General features: G+C 63.5%; 17 protein-coding genes. 4 read left to right on the forward strand and 13 right to left on the reverse strand.

Features of this window, described 5'->3' with window-relative positions:
- Nucleotides 1-5: 5 nt before the first annotated feature.
- From UB31_RS09120 to glpD, 8 genes are all read right to left on the reverse strand, one after another.
- Nucleotides 6-1,442, reverse strand: coding sequence for an FAD-binding oxidoreductase (locus tag UB31_RS09120; protein ID WP_045010618.1), 1,437 nt, complete (start codon nucleotides 1,440-1,442; stop codon nucleotides 6-8).
- Nucleotides 1,443-1,822: 380 nt separating this feature from the next.
- Nucleotides 1,823-3,565: an ABC transporter substrate-binding protein gene (locus tag UB31_RS09125; protein ID WP_045007944.1), complete on the reverse strand. Its 1,743-nt coding sequence runs from the start codon at nucleotides 3,563-3,565 to the stop codon at nucleotides 1,823-1,825.
- Between the two features lie 129 nt (nucleotides 3,566-3,694).
- Nucleotides 3,695-4,024, reverse strand: a complete 330-nt coding sequence (locus UB31_RS09130) for a DUF2160 domain-containing protein (RefSeq protein WP_045010619.1) — start codon at nucleotides 4,022-4,024, stop codon at nucleotides 3,695-3,697.
- Nucleotides 4,025-4,034: 10 nt separating this feature from the next.
- A complete protein-coding gene (locus UB31_RS09135; RefSeq protein ID WP_045007915.1) occupies nucleotides 4,035-4,841 on the reverse strand; it encodes a carbohydrate ABC transporter permease in 807 nt (268 codons plus the stop codon).
- Nucleotides 4,841-5,743 (reverse strand): carbohydrate ABC transporter permease, encoded by a 903-nt coding sequence (locus UB31_RS09140; RefSeq protein WP_045007914.1) that lies wholly within the window; start codon nucleotides 5,741-5,743, stop codon nucleotides 4,841-4,843. The genes UB31_RS09135 and UB31_RS09140 overlap by 1 nt, the downstream gene beginning before the upstream one ends.
- Nucleotides 5,743-6,828, reverse strand: a complete 1,086-nt coding sequence (locus tag UB31_RS09145) for an ABC transporter ATP-binding protein (RefSeq protein ID WP_045010620.1) — start codon at nucleotides 6,826-6,828, stop codon at nucleotides 5,743-5,745. The genes UB31_RS09140 and UB31_RS09145 overlap by 1 nt, the downstream gene beginning before the upstream one ends.
- 12 nt (nucleotides 6,829-6,840) lie before the next feature.
- Nucleotides 6,841-7,917, reverse strand: coding sequence for an ABC transporter ATP-binding protein (locus UB31_RS09150; protein WP_045007912.1), 1,077 nt, complete (start codon nucleotides 7,915-7,917; stop codon nucleotides 6,841-6,843).
- A complete protein-coding gene (glpD, locus tag UB31_RS09155) occupies nucleotides 7,914-9,464 on the reverse strand; it encodes a glycerol-3-phosphate dehydrogenase (protein WP_045007911.1) in 1,551 nt (516 codons plus the stop codon). Before glpD ends, UB31_RS09150 begins: the two co-directional genes overlap by 4 nt.
- A 232-nt stretch (nucleotides 9,465-9,696) precedes the next feature.
- Here glpD and UB31_RS09160 point away from each other — a divergent pair, with 232 nt between their 5' ends.
- Together UB31_RS09160 and UB31_RS09165 are read left to right on the forward strand one after the other, a co-directional pair.
- On the forward strand, nucleotides 9,697-9,981 hold the full coding sequence (locus tag UB31_RS09160) for a type II toxin-antitoxin system Phd/YefM family antitoxin (protein ID WP_045007910.1): 285 nt from the start codon (nucleotides 9,697-9,699) through the stop codon (nucleotides 9,979-9,981).
- Entirely contained in the window at nucleotides 9,978-10,403 is a 426-nt protein-coding gene (locus UB31_RS09165; RefSeq protein ID WP_045007909.1) for a type II toxin-antitoxin system VapC family toxin, read from the forward strand. Before UB31_RS09160 ends, UB31_RS09165 begins: the two co-directional genes overlap by 4 nt.
- A gap of 4 nt (nucleotides 10,404-10,407) precedes the next feature.
- Here the strand turns inward: UB31_RS09165 and UB31_RS09170 are convergent, their stop codons facing one another.
- Nucleotides 10,408-11,253 (reverse strand): DeoR/GlpR family DNA-binding transcription regulator, encoded by an 846-nt coding sequence (locus tag UB31_RS09170; RefSeq protein ID WP_045007943.1) that lies wholly within the window; start codon nucleotides 11,251-11,253, stop codon nucleotides 10,408-10,410.
- 102 nt (nucleotides 11,254-11,355) lie between these two features.
- Nucleotides 11,356-12,042: an HAD family hydrolase gene (locus UB31_RS09175; RefSeq protein WP_045007908.1), complete on the reverse strand. Its 687-nt coding sequence runs from the start codon at nucleotides 12,040-12,042 to the stop codon at nucleotides 11,356-11,358.
- A gap of 154 nt (nucleotides 12,043-12,196) precedes the next feature.
- Between UB31_RS09175 and UB31_RS09180 the strand changes: the two genes are divergently transcribed.
- Both UB31_RS09180 and UB31_RS09185 read left to right on the forward strand, forming a co-directional pair.
- Nucleotides 12,197-12,664 (forward strand): nuclear transport factor 2 family protein, encoded by a 468-nt coding sequence (locus tag UB31_RS09180; protein WP_045010649.1) that lies wholly within the window; start codon nucleotides 12,197-12,199, stop codon nucleotides 12,662-12,664.
- Between the two features lie 319 nt (nucleotides 12,665-12,983).
- Nucleotides 12,984-13,379: a nuclear transport factor 2 family protein gene (locus UB31_RS09185; RefSeq protein WP_045010621.1), complete on the forward strand. Its 396-nt coding sequence runs from the start codon at nucleotides 12,984-12,986 to the stop codon at nucleotides 13,377-13,379.
- Between the two features lie 168 nt (nucleotides 13,380-13,547).
- On the opposite strand, the gene UB31_RS09190 is transcribed toward UB31_RS09185, so the two are convergent.
- From UB31_RS09190 to UB31_RS09200, 3 genes are all read right to left on the reverse strand, one after another.
- Nucleotides 13,548-13,739: a hypothetical protein gene (locus tag UB31_RS09190; protein ID WP_024341426.1), complete on the reverse strand. Its 192-nt coding sequence runs from the start codon at nucleotides 13,737-13,739 to the stop codon at nucleotides 13,548-13,550.
- Between the two features lie 219 nt (nucleotides 13,740-13,958).
- Nucleotides 13,959-14,369, reverse strand: a complete 411-nt coding sequence (locus UB31_RS09195) for an acyl-CoA thioesterase (protein WP_045007906.1) — start codon at nucleotides 14,367-14,369, stop codon at nucleotides 13,959-13,961.
- A gap of 7 nt (nucleotides 14,370-14,376) precedes the next feature.
- A complete protein-coding gene (locus UB31_RS09200) occupies nucleotides 14,377-16,473 on the reverse strand; it encodes a 3-hydroxyacyl-CoA dehydrogenase NAD-binding domain-containing protein (protein ID WP_045010622.1) in 2,097 nt (698 codons plus the stop codon).
- Nucleotides 16,474-16,475: the final 2 nt, after the last annotated feature.

The raw sequence follows: 16,475 nt of genomic DNA on the forward strand, positions 1-16,475 counted from the left end.
CCCCTCTATGATGTTGCAATGGATGGTGGTGGCAGAACGCGGCCAGGGTTGAAGAGACCCTTCGGATCGAAGGCCTGTTTCACCGCCCGCATCAGCGCGAGCTCGACCGGCGGCTTGTAGCGGGACATCTCGCCGGTCAGCGTGCGCCCGACGCCATGCTCGGCGCTGAAGGTGCCGCGCAGCGAGCTTGCGACATCGTTCATGGCGCGGCGAATTCGCTGCGCGACGGCGTCGCGCTCCGGCACGGCGTCCCACTCGGCAAAGCCAAAGAAGGGAATGAGATGGATGTTGCCGTCGCCCATGTGGCCGACGATCACGAACGGCTGATCCGGCACGATCGCGCGCACGGCCGCCATCGCCTGGTCGATGAAGGCCGGCACGGTCGACACCGGGACCGCGGTGTCCGACGTCAGGCCCACGCCGGCTTTCTTGTTGGCTTCCGAGACGCTGTGACGCACCAGCCACATCGCCTTGCGCTGCGCCTCGCTCGCAGCGACGACGCCGTCGCTGACCAGCCCTGCCTCGAGCGCCTGTTCGAGCACCGTTTGCATCGCCACCGCGAGCGCCGCGGCATCGCCGGTGTCGGACAATTCGACGAGGACATGCCAGGTGTCGATCTCCGCGACCGGACAGCGCCGGCCCGGCACCTGCTCCAGCACGAGCTGGATCTGCTTCGCATTCATCAGCTCGAAGGCGGAGAGCCGTGAGCTGCAAGAGGCCTGGAACAGGCCGAGCACGTCCAGCGCCTTTTGCGGATCATCGACCGCAAGCCAGGCGACGGCCTCCGCCGTCGGCAGTGGATGCAGCTTCAGCACTGCGCCAGTGATGATGCCCAGCGTGCCCTCGGATCCTATGAAGAGATGCTTGAGGTCGTAGCCGGTGTTGTTCTTGCGCAGTGCGTAGAGGCCGTCCCAGACCGATCCGTCCGGCAGAACGACCTCCAGCCCGAGCACATTGTCGCGCGTGTTGCCGTAGCGCAGCACGCCGGTGCCGCCGGCATTGGTGCCGATATTGCCGCCGATCTGGCAGGATCCTTCAGCGCCGAGGCTCACCGGAAAGAGCCGGCCGGCAGCGGCGGCGGTCTCCTGAATGGTCGCAAGCACGCAGCCGGCATCCACCACCATGGTATTGTTGACGGGATCGAGCGAACGGATCCGGCGCATGCGCGTCAGTGCGACGATGACCGGCGGCTTGCCCTGCCCCGACGGCGTCGCACCACCGCACAGGCTGGTGTTGCCACCTTGCGGCAACACCGGCGTTTCATGCGCGACGCAAAGGCGGACGATGGCCGCGACCTGCTCCGTGGTGGAAGGCAGCACCGCACAGAGCGCCGGCGCCCGAAAACGGCCGCGCCAATCCTCGGTCAGGCCCGCGAGATCCTCCTCGCGAGTCAGCACGGCCGTGTCGCCCAGCAACTGCCTGAACGCCTCGATCAATGCCATCACCAGCCTCCGGGACGGGCCGACGTTGGCCCAAACGGCGTCTGCGCAAGTAATCGAAATACGATTACTTCAATCGCATTATGCTGATCATGAATTCAGCGTGACAGGGAGTCAAGCGGGGGGCCCTCGCTTCGCGGGGGACGTGCCTCCACACCACAGCTGTCATTCCCCGCGAAAGCGGGGAATCCAGTACGCCGCGGCCTCTCCGTATCCCACTCCTGTCTCCGGAATACTGGATCGCCCGATCAAGTCGGGCGATGACACCGAGGGTGAGGAGCAAGCTTCGCGAACGACGACGGCGGAGAAGAATTGGGAGCGCGCCAACGCAAAAACAAAAAGGCCGGGATTGCTCCCGGCCTTTCGTCGTTATGCGACCTGCCTTATTGCAGCGAGGCGCGCTTGGGCGGGGTTGCCGGCCACGACTTGATCAGCGTGTCGTAGTCGATCGTTTCGCCCTTCGGCTTCTCGTTGGCGAGCTTGCGCTGCGGCGCGATGGTGCCGTCCTTCTGGGCCTTGGCGAACCAGAACTCGGCCGACTCCTTCTTGTGCAGCTTCGGACCGCAGGCACCCTGCACGCCCGACTTCTCGATACGCTCCATGACGGAGTCTTGCGCGGCGGCAAGAGCATCCATCGCGGCTTGCGGCGTCTTCGCACCGGACGACGCATCGCCGATGTTCTGCCACCAGAGCTGCGCGAGCTTCGGATAGTCAGGCACGTTGTTGCCGGTCGGGGTCCACTGCACGCGCGCGGGCGAGCGGTAGAACTCGATCAGGCCGCCGAGCTTCGGCGCACGCTCGGTGAACGACTTGTCCCAGATGTCGGATTCACGGATGAAGGTGAGACCGACATGGCTCTTCTTCAGCGACACCGTCTTGGAGACGATGAACTGGAGATACAGCCAGGCTGCCTTGCGGCGATCCGCCGGGGTCGACTTCAGAAGCGTGAGCGAGCCCGCGTCCTGGTAGCCGAGCTTCATGCCTTCCTTCCAGTACGAACCGTGCGGCGACGGAGCCATACGCCACTTCGGCGTACCGTCCGCGTTCATCACGGCGATGCCCGGCTTCACCATGTCGGCGGTGAAGGCGGTGTACCAGAACATCTGCTGAGCGATGTTGCCCTGCGCCGGGACCGGACCCGACTCAGAGAACGTCATGCCCTGCGCCTGCGGCGGAGCGTACTTCTTCATCCACTCCAGGTACTTCGTGATCGAGTAGACGGCGGCCGGACCGTTGGTGTCGCCGCCGCGCTCGATCGACGAGCCGACCGGACGACAACCTTCCATGCGGATGCCCCACTCGTCGACCGGCAGACCGTTCGGAATGCCCTTGTCGCCGTTACCCGCCATCGACAGCCAGGCGTCGGTGAAACGCCAGCCGAGCGAGGGGTCCTTCTTGCCATAGTCCATATGGCCGTAGACCTTGACGCCGTTGATCTCCTTGATGTCGTTGGTGAAGAACTCGGCGATGTCTTCATAGGCGGACCAGTTCACGGGAACGCCGAGCTCGTAGCCATACTTGGCCTTGAACTTGGCCTTGTAGTCGGCGTTGGTGAACCAGTCGTAGCGGAACCAATAGAGGTTGGCGAACTGCTGGTCGGGCAGCTGGTAGAGCTTGCCATCCGGCGCGGTGCCGAACGACTTTCCGATGAAGTCGTTGACGTCGAGCTTGGGATCCGTGACGTCCTTGCCCTCGCCGGTCATGTAGTCCGACAGCGCGATGGTCTGGCCGTAGCGGAAGTGCGTGCCGATCAGATCGCTATCGTTGATCCAGCCGTCATAGACGTTCTTGCCGGACTGCATCTGGGTCTGAAGCTTTTCGACGACGTCACCTTCCTGGATGATGTCATGCTTGAGCTTGATGCCGGTCAGCTCGGAGAACGCCTTGGCGAGCGTCTGCGACTCATATTCGTGAGTTGCGATGGTCTCCGAGACGACGTTGATCTCCATGCCCTTGAAGGGCTCGGCGGCCTTTGCGAACCACTCCAGCTCCTTCTTCTGGTCGTCCTTCGAAATGGTCGAAGGCTGGAATTCCGTGATCCACTTCTGGATGACGGCATCGTCGGCGGCGCGGACCGGCGCCGAGACGGTGAACGACACCGCAACGAGCGCGGCGACGCTGGACATCGTCAGAAAGCTGTTCTTGGTCAATGGACCTTTCCTTCTCCTAAACTGTCGCATGTTGTTCCTCCGTTGCAGCGACAAACTTTATACAGGCCCGGGTTGGTCCCGGATCTGGCCGTCCCTTCGCGAGCGTCAAACCGTGCGAAAAATGAGCACGGCCGTGGCCAGCGAAATTCCACTTGCGAGCCACAGGCTCGAAATCTCAAATCCCTCCTCGCCGATCGGCAACGTCGCGAGTGCGTCGGTGCCGGCGAAGGCGATCCACAACAGATGGATGACGGCCGCCGTGATCAGCGAGATGAAAAGCCGGTCGCCACGCGTGGTCGGGATGCGCAGCACGCCGACACGCTCGGCCTCGGGGTAGACCGCGGCAAGCCCGGTCATCACGGCAAGCGTGCAGGCGAGCGCGACAAAGAAGATCGCCGTCGGCAGCGTCCAGGCCATCCATGCGATGGATTCCATTGTTGCCTCCCTAGACCCGACCGAGCGCGAAACCGCGCGCGATGTAGTTGCGGACGAACCAGATCACCAGCGCGCCCGGGATGATGGTGAGTACGCCGGCAGCCGCCAGCAAGCCCCAATCCATGCCGGCCGCCGACACCGTGCGCGTCATGATCGCCGCGATCGGCTTGGTCTGCACCGAGGTCAGCGTGCGCGCCAGCAGCAGTTCGACCCAGGAGAACATGAAGCAGAAGAAGGCGGCGACGCCAATGCCGCTCGCGATCAGCGGCACCAGGATCCTGATGAAGAAGCGCGGGAAGGAATAGCCGTCGAGGAAGGCGGTCTCGTCGATCTCGCGCGGCACCCCGGAGACAAAACCTTCGAGGATCCACACTGCCAGCGGAACGTTGAAGATGCAGTGTGCCAGCGCCACCGCCCAGGGCGTATCGAATAGGCCGATCGCCGAGTAGAGGTTGAAGAACGGCAGTGCATAGACCGCCGCCGGCGCCATGCGATTCGACAGCAGCCAGAAGAACAGATGTTTATCGCCAAGGAAGCGGTAACGCGAGAATGCGTAGGCCGCGGGCAGCGCCACCGAGATCGAAATGATGGTGTTGAGGACGACATATTCCAGCGAGTTGATGTAGCCGGAATACCAACTCTCGTCGGTGAAGATGCGCTTGTAGTGCTGGAGCGTCGGCGCATGCGGCCATAGCGTCATCGTCGAGACGATCTCGGCATTGGTCTTGAAGCTCATGTTGACGAGCCAGTAGATCGGCAACAGCAGGAATATCAAAAACAGCGCCATGATCAGGCGGCGGCCGGGGATCGAGTGCATCACGCGGCTCCTTCCTGCGGCTTCCGGTCATTACCGGCATTGGTCATGACGGTGTAGAAGATCCAGCAGACGATCAGGATGATCAGATTGTAGACCAGCGAGAGTGCGGCGGCCTTGCCGAGGTCGAACTGGCCGAGCGCGATCTTGACGAGTTCGATCGAGACGAAGGTGGTCGAATTGCCGGGCCCGCCGCCGGTAACGACGAACGGCTCGGTATAGATCATGAAACTGTCCATGAAGCGCAGCAGCACCGCGATCAGCAGCACGCGGTTCATCTTCGGCAGCTGGATCGCCCTGAACACGGCCCAGCGCGAGGCGCCGTCGATTTGGGCTGCCTGATAATAGGCCTCCGGGATCGACTTCAGGCCGGCGTAGCACAAGAGCGCAACGAGGCTGGTCCAGTGCCAGACGTCCATCACGATCACGGTGACCCAGGCGTCGATCTCGTTGGAGACGTAGTTGTATTCGATGCCGATGGCGTTGAGGACATAACCGAGCAGGCCGATGTCGGGCCGGCCAAATATCTGCCAGATCGTGCCGACCACGTTCCACGGAATCAGCAGCGGCAGCGCGAGGATCACGAGGCAGGCCGCGACAGTCCAGCCGTCGCGCGGCATCGACAGCGCGACGACGATGCCGAGCGGGACTTCGATGGCGAGGATCACCAGCGAGAAGAACAGATTGCGCCCGAGCGAGGCGAGGAAGCGGCCGCCGAGATCGGTCGAGGGATCGAGCAATTCCTTGAACCAGCCGACGCCGTTCCAGAAGAACTGGTTGTTCCCGAACGTGTCCTGCATCGAATAGTTGACCACCGTCATCAGCGGCAGCACCGCGGAGAAGGCGACGACCAGGAAAACCGGCAGCACCAGGAACCAGGCTTTTTGGTTGATGGTCTTGTCCATCAGGCGGCTCCCTCCACCAGAAGGCTGTCGGCGTAGACGTGCACATGCGACGGATCGAATTTCAGCCCGGCGGTGCCGTCGGAGCTGGTGAAGCCGGCCGGCGCGCGCGCCGCGAGTTTTGCGTCACCGAGGCGCGTGCGCGCGAAGCGAATGCGGCCGAGATCGTCGACGCGTTCGATTTTCGCCGTGAGCAGGCCGGGTGCCGGCGCGACGGCATCGACGAATTCCGGACGCACACCGATCTCGATCTTGGCGCCCGCCGGCAGGTTGTCATAGCTGCGGTTGAGCGCGATGACGTGACCGTCGATCCGCGCCTCGCGGCCCCTCACCTCGGCCGGAATGATGTTCATGCCGGGTGAGCCGATGAAATAGCCCACAAACGTGTGCGCCGGCTTGTCGAACAGCTCGGCCGGCGTGCCGCTCTGCACCACACGACCGTCATGCATGACGACGACGGTGTCGGCGAAGGTCAGCGCTTCGGTCTGGTCGTGGGTGACGTAGATCATCGTGAGGTCGAGCTCGCGATGCAGCGCCTTCAGCTTGGAGCGGAGCTGCCATTTCAGCTCGGGATCGATCACCGTCAGCGGCTCGTCGAATAGCACCGCTGCGACGTCGGAGCGCACGAGACCGCGACCGAGCGAGATCTTCTGCTTGGCATCGGCCGTGAGCCGGGTCGCCTTGCGGTTCAGATAGGGCTCGAGGTCGAGCAGGCGGCCAATCTCGGCGACGCGCTTGTCGATCTCGGCCTTCGGCACGCCGCGGTTCTTCAACGGAAACGCCAGGTTCTGCCCCACCGTCATGGTGTCGTAGATTACCGGAAACTGGAACACCTGGGCGATGTTGCGCTTCTGGGTTGACAGCGGTGTGATGTCCTGGCCGTCGAACAGGATTTTCCCCCGCGACGGCGTGATGATGCCGGAGATAACGTTGAGCAGCGTGGTCTTGCCGCAGCCAGACGGTCCGAGCAGCGCATAGGCACCGCCCTGCCGCCAGGTCATGGTCACCGGCTTCAGCGCAAAGCTCTCCTGCGGCGCATCATTGCCGCCGTAGGAGTGGGCGAGATCGACGAGGTCAATGCAGGCCATGGCGCACCTCCCTCATGATACCGGCGCAGCGACCAAGCGGTCAGCCGCGTCGAACACGAAGACATCATTGGGATCGAGCACGGCGTCGATGGTCTGGCCTGGCTCGAACTCGTGCACGCCGTGCAGCACCGCAACCCAGTTCGATCCGTCGCGGGTCAAATGCACAAAACTCTCCGAACCGGTGATCTCGGTCACCGTCACCGTGGCATGAAAGGCATGGCGGTCAGTCTCGCCATTGGCGAGTGCGAGCTGGTGGGCGCGAAAGCCGACGCGATAGGCGCCGTCGGCGAGAGAGGAATAAAGACCGGACGCCGGCGCGGCGATGCCTCCTGCATATTGCACGGAACCGTTCTTCTTCTCGATGCCAACGAGATTGAGCGGCGGATCGGAGAACACCTGTGCGACGCGCAGCGTCTGCGGCCGGCGGTAAACGCTCGGCGTCTCACCGATCTGGAGCGTCTGGCCCTCCCACATGCAGACCGTGTTGCCGCCGAGCAGCAGCGCCTCGGTCGGCTCGGTGGTGGCATAGACGAAGATCGCGCCGGAGGCCTCGAAGATGCGCGGCAGCTCGGTGCGCAGCTCTTCGCGCAGCTTGTAGTCGAGATTGGCGAGCGGCTCGTCGAGCAGCACGAGGTCGGCGCCTTTCACCAGCGCGCGCGCCATCGCGGTGCGCTGCTGCTGGCCGCCGGAGAGCTGGAGCGGCGTGCGCTTCAGGAAGGGCTCGAGCCGCAGCAGTCTTGCAGCTTCAGCCACGCGCTTCTCGATCTCCGCGCGCGGTTTGCCCTGCACGCGCAACGGCGAGGCGATGTTCTCATAGACCGTGAGCGAGGGGTAATTGATGAACTGCTGGTAGACCATCGCGACCGAGCGCTGGCGCACGTCGACACCGGTGACGTCCTTGCCGTTAACCAGCAGCTTGCCCGTCGTCGGCTTGTCGAGGCCGGCGAGCAACCGCATGATCGAGGTCTTGCCCGACAGCGTCGGCCCGAGCAGCACGTTGAGCGTGCCGCTCTCGAGCGTCAGCGAGACGTCACGGATGTGCGGGACCCCGTCGACGGTCCGGGTCACATGATCGAGTGTCACGCTCATAAGCGTCCTCCTGCTTCCAGCAGCGGACTTTGCGGCACAGCGTGGGCTCTGATCCAGTCGTCCAGAGCGGCAATTTCGTCGGCAGATAGTCGCAGGCCGAGCTTGGAGCGGCGCCAGACGATGTCCTCGGCGGTCACCGCCCATTCGTTGGTCATGAGATAGCGGACCTCGCGTTCGGTCAGTGTCGCACCAAAAGCCTGACCGAGATCGGAGGCCGATTTTGCATCGCCGAGCAGCTTGATGGCGCGGGTGCCATAGGCCCGCGCAAGCCGCCGCGCATGCTCATGGCTGAGGAAGGGGTAGCCGCGCTGGAGCTCGCCGATCAGGCCGTCGACCGCCGACACATCCATGTCGCCGCCGGGCAGCGGCCATTTGCCGGTCCAGCCCTCGCGCGCTTTCGCACTGCGAAGATAGGGCGCGAGCCGCTCCAGTGCCTCTTCGGCGAGGCGGCGATAGGTCGTGATCTTGCCGCCATAGATTGACAGCAGCGGCGAGCCGCCGGGCGTGTCGAGCTCGAACACGTAGTCGCGGGTGGCGGCCTTGGCTTCGCTGGCGCCGTCGTCATAGAGCGGACGCACGCCGGAATAGGTCCAGACCACGTCCTCAGGCGTCACCGGCTTGGCCAGATATTCGCTCGCAGCCGCGCAGAGATATTGGATCTCCTCCACTGTGGCCTTCACCTTGGAGGGATCGCCGTCATAGTCGCGGTCAGTGGTGCCGATCAGCGTGAAGTCGTCCTGGTAGGGAATGACGAAGATGATGCGGCCATCGGCGTTCTGGAACATGTAGGCGCGGTCGTGGTCGTAGAGTTTTTTCACGACGATGTGCGAGCCCTGCACCAGCCGCACTTTTGCCTTGGCATTGACGCCAGCGCCACGGCCGAGCACGTCCTCGACCCAGGGGCCGCCGGCATTGACCAGCGCGCGGGCTTGGATCTGCGAGCGCGCGCCGGTCAGCGTGTCGACCATGCCCACGGTCCAGATGCCGTCGGCCTGACGGATCTCGGTGGCGCGGGTGCGGGTGCGGATCTCGGCGCCCTTGTCGGCGGCGTCGCGCGCGTTGAGCACGACGAGGCGGGCGTCATCGACGAAGCAGTCGGAATATTCGAATGCGCGGGTGTAGCGATTCGGGATCAGCGGACGGCCGACCTCGTCGCGCCGGAGATCGACCGAGCGCGTTGCCGGCAACAGATGCCGGCCGCCGATATGGTCGTAAAGGAAGAGACCGAGGCGCAAGAGCCAGGCCGGGCGCAGGCCGGCGTGATGCGGCAAGACGAAACGCAGGGGGCGGATGATGTGGGGGGCGATGCCCCAGAGGATCTCGCGCTCGATCAGCGCCTCGCGGACCAGCCGGAACTCGTAATATTCGAGATAGCGCAGGCCGCCATGGACCAGCTTGGTCGACCAGGACGACGTCCCGCTCGCCAGATCGTTCATTTCGCACAGGAAAACCGTGTTGCCCCGGCCCACCGCATCGCGCGCGATGCCGCAGCCGTTAACACCGCCTCCAATGATGGCGAGGTCGAAAATACGCTCCAACAGACGCATCCCCCGGCGACCGCCCGTTCAATCGAGCGGTTACTTTCGTTTTTGATTAGATCACACCAAAAAACGAAAGCAAGATGAAAGAGAGGCGAAGGGAAGCGAAAGCGGAACTTTTTAGCAGGCAATCCGCCGCCGAAGCGGGCAGTTCAGACGGCGCTATGAGCAGCAATATTACTCTTGAATAGTCATGCTCCAACAAATTATAGTCATAATAGTCAAACTGGTTCGTATTGCCATGACCGAACGCAGCACAGCAACCGATCCGCTTGCGACTGACGACACCTGGACGCTTGCCAACGCCAAGGCACGATTGTCTGAGGTGATCGAGCGTGCCCAATCGGGCCCCCAGATCATCACCCGTCACGGCAAGCCCAATGCCGTGGTCGTTTCCGCCGAGGAATGGGAGCGAAAGACCGCGCGCAAAGGCACGCTGGCGGAATTCCTGTTGGCTTCGCCGCTGCGCGGCGCCGACCTTGAGCTTGAACGCCTGCACGACGCGCCACGCGACGAGACGCCGTGAACCTGCTGCTCGACACCAACGTACTGTCGGAGGTTCGCCGGCCGGCCCCCTCGCCGAAAGTCCTGGCGTGGCTTGATGCGATCGATGAGGATCGTGCGTTCATCAGCGTTGCCTCGATCGCCGAGCTTCGCCGCGGCATCGCATTGCTGGAGGACGGCCGTCGACGCGCCGCACTGGCCGATTGGCTCGCTCATGATTTGCCGACACGCTTTGCCGAGCGCATCCTGCCGATCGACCACACGGTGGCCGAACGCTGGGGCGATCTGATGGCGCAGAGCCGCCGCAGCGGCGTTGCCCTGTCCGTCATGGATGGCTTCTTTGCCGCGACCGCGCTCGCAAACAACCTCACGCTCGTCACGCGCAATGTGAAGGATTTTGCCGCGTTCGGCGTGACGCTGCTCAACCCGTGGGACGACGCATAGGCCCCTATCTCAGCCGCACCACGGGCGACGGTTCGGGCGCCGTATCCTGCGCATCGGCCTGGGCATCGTCGATCTCCGCCCCCTTCGGCATCGCCTCGACCACCTCGATGCCCTTGCTGTGGCAGATGGTGGCGAGGCGCTCGGGCAGCTCCTGGTCGGTGACGAAGGTCTGGATCTGGCTGATATGGGCGATGCGGACCGGCGCGCTGCGCCGAAGCTTGGTGGAATCGGCGACCAGCATGACGGTGCGGGCATTGGCGATGATGGCCTGCGCCACCTGCACCTCGCGATAGTCGAAGTCGAGCAGCGCGCCCTCCTCGTCGATCGCGGACGCACCGATGATGGCATAGTCGACCTTGAACTGGCCGATCAGCTGCGTCGCGGTCGAGCCGACCACGGCGCCGTCGGCGCGCCGCACCGTGCCGCCGGCGACCACCACCTCGATGCGGGGATGGCGGTAGAGCAGCATGGCGACGTTGAGATTGTTGGTGATGACGAGCAGGTCCTCGTGCGAGGTCAGCGCGCTTGCGACCTCCTCCGTCGTCGTGCCGATGTTGATGAAGAGCGAGCAACCGTTCGGAATCAGCGATGCGGCCGCAGCCCCAATCGCCTTCTTCTCATCGGCCGCAACGAAGCGCCGCGCTTCATAAGCGAGATTTTCCACGCCCGAGGCGATGATGGCGCCGCCGTGGATGCGGGTCAGCGACCGGCGCTCGCAGAGATCGTTGAGATCCTTGCGGATGGTCTGTGCCGAGACTTCGAACCGGCGCGCCAGCTCCTCGACCATGACGCGGCCCGAGGCGCGCGCGATGTTGAGGATTTCGGCTTGGCGATGGGTCAGTCCGGTCACGGCAATGGCCTCAAATGAGAACGATGCATGGTGCGGCGGTTCGCGCCTTCGGTCAATGCGTGCGCGGATCACGGTTAACGGATGAGCTCACCACGCCATTTCTTACCAAGTCATGGCGGTAGCGAGACGCGCCAGCAGCTCCGGATCGTCGAAGGCGCTTGCCGTCGCGACCGCGCCGGCGCCGACAAGGTCAGCATGGCTGAGGCTGGTCCGGATCCCGATGGTCGGAATGCCCGCCGCCGCGGCGGATTGCACGCCGGAGCGTGAATCCTCGAACGCAATCGAGGCTGCCGCGCTCGCACCGACGAAGCGCAGCCCCTCCTGATAGGGCAGCGGATGCGGCTTGCCATGCGGCAGTTCGTCACCGATCACGAGCGCCTTGAAGCGATGCGAGATGCCGAGGCCGGACAACAGAAGCTCAGCGTTCAGGCGTGGTGCGTTTGTCACCGCGACCATGGGAATGCCAGCGGCGTCCGCCCGGTCGAGCAGCGCCATCAAGCCCGGCAACGGCTCGATCTGCCCAACGACCAGCGACCGGAAAACCTCTTCCTTCTCGCCGAGGATCGCGGCGCGCTGGTCCAACGCTTCATCGGGCAGAAAGCGCTCGCCGATCGACGCATTGGAGAAGCCCTGCAGCTCCTTCGAGAAGCGCGCGTGATCGAAGGCATGGCCGCGAGGACCGAGTACCTGGTTAAACGCCTTCAGATGCAACGGGTCGGTGTTGGCGAGCGTGCCGTCAATGTCGAACAGCAACGCCCTGCTCATCTCCTTGCCGATCGCCCCGATCATGTCCGTACTTTCCCGAATGCACAACGCATCGATGCGAAAGACGTATCAATAGCGTCTCGATCGCGCAATGACGCAAGCGCATGATGATCACGCGACACTCGACAAAGCCGCGCGCGGCTGCAACACTCCATCCAAGATCAAAAAGGAGGAAACCATGACGATCAACCGGCGCGACCTTGCTCTCTCGACTCTTGCCGTCTCGACTCTTGCCGTCTCGGCGCTTGCGCTCACAACGCCTGCGCTGGCAACCTCGGCGGACGAAGAAGCCGTGGCGAAAAAGGTCGAGGCCTTCCGCCTCGCCCAGATCGCCTCCGATCCCAAGGCGCTCGGTGCGCTGTGCTGGGACGATCTGAGCTACAGCCATTCCAACGGCAAGGTCGAAGACAAGGCGACCTTCGTCACCAACGCCACCGACGGCAAATCAAAATTCCTGTCGATCGAGTATCAGGACCCGACCATCAAGGTCATCGGCCCCGCCGCGATCGTGCGCTTCCACTGGGTGGCGGAACAGGAAATGGTGGCCGATGGGAAAAAAGTGCCGACCAATCTTCACATCCTGATGAACTGGCAGAAGCAGGGCGACGACTGGAAGCTGCTGTCGAGGGCCGCGACGAAATTGTGATGCGTTCTTGCCCTCTCCCTGTGGGAGAGGGTGGCTCGTCGCGCAGCGGCGAGACGGGTGAGGGGTATCTCTCCGCGAGAACCCCATTTAATTCTGAATTCGCGGACAGAACCCCTCATCCGGCGCTTCGCGCCACCTTCTCCCACAAGGGGAGAAGGAAAGTGCAGCAGCAACAAGGACTGCAAAAAATTCCGACCACGCTTTGGCGTCAGAAATCGCGCGGCCTGGCGCAATGCAGCGTATTGCGACGACGATTGCGACCTGACGCTCGACACAATCAAGTGCGGCTGCAACAGACGCAAGATCAAGGACGGAGGATATGATGACACTGAATCGCGACCATGCTGCCACGACGGACCACGAGGCGGTGGCAAAGAACGTCGAGGCATTTCGCCTCGCCCAGATCGCGGCCGATCCGAAGGCGCTCGGCGCGCTGTGCGCGGACGATTTGAGCTACAGCCATTCCAGCGGCTTCCTCGAGGACAAGGCTGCCTTCGTCGCCAACGCCACCGACGGCAAAACGCAATTCCTGTCGATCGCGTACAAGGATCCGACCATCAAGATCATTGGTCCCGCCGCGATCGTGCGCTTCCACTGGACAGCCGAGATGATGGCCGACGGGAAGAAAGTGGCAAACAGCCTTCACATCCTGATGAACTGGCTGAAGCAAGGCGACGAGTGGAAGTTGTTGTCGCGCTCCGCGACCAAGTTGTGATTGCGATTCTTTCCCTCTCCCCCTGTGGGAGAGGGTGGATCGCCGCGTCGCGGCGAGACGGGTGAGGGGTATGCTTCCGCGAGCAACTCTCTCGCTTCCGAATGCGCCGATAGAACCCCTCATCCGGCGCTTCGCGCCACCTTCTCCCACAAGGAGAAGGAAAAAGGCTTACGCCGCTTCCTTCACATCCCCGTTAACCAGCTTACGTGCGGCGCGTTCGGCTTCGCGTGCGTTGCGGAAGAGCTGGCCTTCGAGGCGGTTGAAGCGGTGGGATGAGGCGAAGAAGCAGTAGCCTCCCTGGCTGCGAACGACGATACCCGCAGTCTGCGAATTAACTTCGATGATGTAGCTGTCCGGCATGGCCCGTTGATTCCTCAGTGCGGGCAAATAACCAGATCTCTGCCCAAAGGTTCCTTGGGCAAATCAGCCGGTTTCCACCCCGAATCGACGCGTCATTGAGTACGCCGGGACCTCATCCATTTTATGACTTGTTCTTGGCAAAGCCGCGACGCGTTGGCTCAGTCGCGCCGCGTTTGGCCGATGCTGGATGTCTTCGTGAGGGCGCAATGTCGCGCGCGGTTACGTCGCAATCGGCGTATCGGTGCGGCTGATCGGCTGCGGGCGGCCGTGATCGTCGATCGAGACGTAAGTGAAATTGCCGTCGGTGACGAGGAACGGATGCTCCTCCCTGCGTCGCAGCGCCCAGGCTTCCAGATGCACAGTCATGGATGTGCGACCGACACGCACGAGGTTGGCATGGACGGAGACGAGATCGCCGACATAGACCGCTTTACGGAAATTCATCGCCTCGATCGCGACCGTCACCGTGCGCGACTTCGCGATCTTTGATGCGAACACACCGCCGCCGACGTCCATCTGGCTGAGCAGCCAGCCGCCGAAGATATCGCCATTCGCATTGGTGTCGGCGGGCATCGCCAGCGTGCGGATGCAGAGATCGCCACTCGGCTCGGTGTCGGCCTTTTCGGTCATATGCCTCTCACTTGAAATTGTCCCAGCCCGAATCGGGCGCGAAGCGTCCGCCGAATCTCTCCGCCAGCGCATGCAAGGTGGATACCACGTCATCCACGCCGCGCGTGCGTGCGTAGTTCAACGGACCGCCGCGGAACGGCGCGTAGCCGGTGCCGAAAATCATGGCACCGTCGACCATATCGGCATCGTCGACAATGCCCTCGCGCAACGCCGCCACGCAGACGTTGGACATCGGCAGCACCAGCCGATCGATCATCTGATCGGTGACACGCGGGCCGGCCTCGGGCAACGGCGACTTCTCAGCCTTGCCGTCCTTCCAGGTGTAAAAGCCCTTGCCGGTCTTGCGGCCGAGTTCGCCCTTGGCGACTTTCTCGCGCAGCCAGGCCGGCGTCGGCGGCAACAGATCGCCGAACTTGGTGCGCAGCATGTCGCCCACGTCAAGACAGATGTCGAGCCCGACCTGGTCGGCCAGCTCGATCGGCCCCATCGGCATGCCGAACTGTTCGGCGGCCGCGTCGATCAGGCGCTGGTCGGTCTTCTCGTCCAGCATCACCATGGCTTCCAGCATGTACGGCGTCAGCGCGCGGTTGACCAGAAAGCCAGGCGAGCTCTTCACGGAGAGCGGCAGGCGGTCGATCGCGCCGACGAAGGCGAGCGCTTCCTTCAAGACCTGCGCATCGTTGCCGTCATGGCTGACGACCTCGACAAGTTGCAGCCGCGACACCGGATTGAAGAAATGCAGGCCGACCAGCCGCTCCGGCCGCGCCAGGCCGTTGCGCAAATCCTGGAGCGGAATGCTGGAGGTGTTGGTCGAAAGAATCGCACCCGGCTTCATCTTCGGCTCGAGGCCGGCATAGACCTTCTGCTTGAGCTCGAGCTTTTCCGGCACCGCCTCGATGATGAGATCGGCGTTGCGAACGCCCTCGCCGTCCATATCGGGAATGAGCCGATCGAGCGCGTCACGCACCTCGGTCGGTTTTCGAATGATCTTGCCGTAAAGTTCGGCCGCGCGCTTCACCGCGCCCGCGATCGGCTCGGCCTTCATGTCGGCGAGCGAGACGCGGATGTCATGCCCCGCGCACCAGGCCGCAATGTCGCCGCCCATGGCGCCGGCGCCGATGACGTGGACATGCTTGATCGTGTTGCCGGAGCCGGCCGCCTTCTTCATCTGCTCGCGCAGGAAGAACACGCGGATCAAATTCTGCGCGGTCGGCGTCACCATCAGCTTGGCGAACGACGCTTGCTCCGCCCTCAGCATCGCGGCCTTGCTGCCGCCATGGGTCTCCCAGAGATCGATCAGCGCGTAAGGCGCGGGATAATGTTCGCGCGGCGCGGCCTTCGCGGCTTCCGAGCGCATGCGCTTGGCGAGAAGTCCGCGGACCGGACCGAAATTGGCCGCGCGCGCAAGGAGGCCCGGACGCGCCTTCTTCAGCCGACCAAACAGCGCATCCTTCACGGCATTGCGGACATGGCGCTCCTGCGTCACGGTGTCGACGAGGCCGAGCGACTTGGCGCGGCGCGCATCGATGGTGCGGCCGGTCAGCATCAGCGCCATCGACTGGGTCGGATTGACCAGCGCGGTAAAACGTGCGGTGCCGCCGAGGCCGGGATGCAGGCCCAACATCACCTCCGGGAAGCCGAAACGCGCGCCGTCGATGGCGATGCGCGACTGGCAGGCGAGCGCAACCTCGAGCCCGCCGCCGAGACAGAAGCCGTGGATGACCGCGACCGTCGGCAACCTCAAGGCTTCCAGACGATCGACCACCGCATGCGCGGCATGGATGCGGGTCTCCACCATCGCGGGATCGCTGGCGCCGCGGAATTCGTTGACGTCGGCGCCCGCAATGAAGCCGGACGGTTTTGCCGAGCGGATCACGAGACCGGCGGGGCGCTCGGTCTCGATCGCGGCGAGCACGGCGTCGAACTCTTCCATCAATTCGGCGGATAGCGTGTTGGCGCTGGCGTCAGCGCGGTCGAACAGCAGCCACGCAACACCGTCGGCATCGCGCGTCAGCTTGAAGTTCTTGTACGGATTGTCGGCCACAGGTGGGGGTCCGAGCTCCAGCACACGGTCACCGAGCGCGGTCATGATCTTCGAATCCATGG

Source organism: Bradyrhizobium sp. LTSP849 (assembly GCF_000938255.1).
Lineage (GTDB): Bacteria > Pseudomonadota > Alphaproteobacteria > Rhizobiales > Xanthobacteraceae > Bradyrhizobium.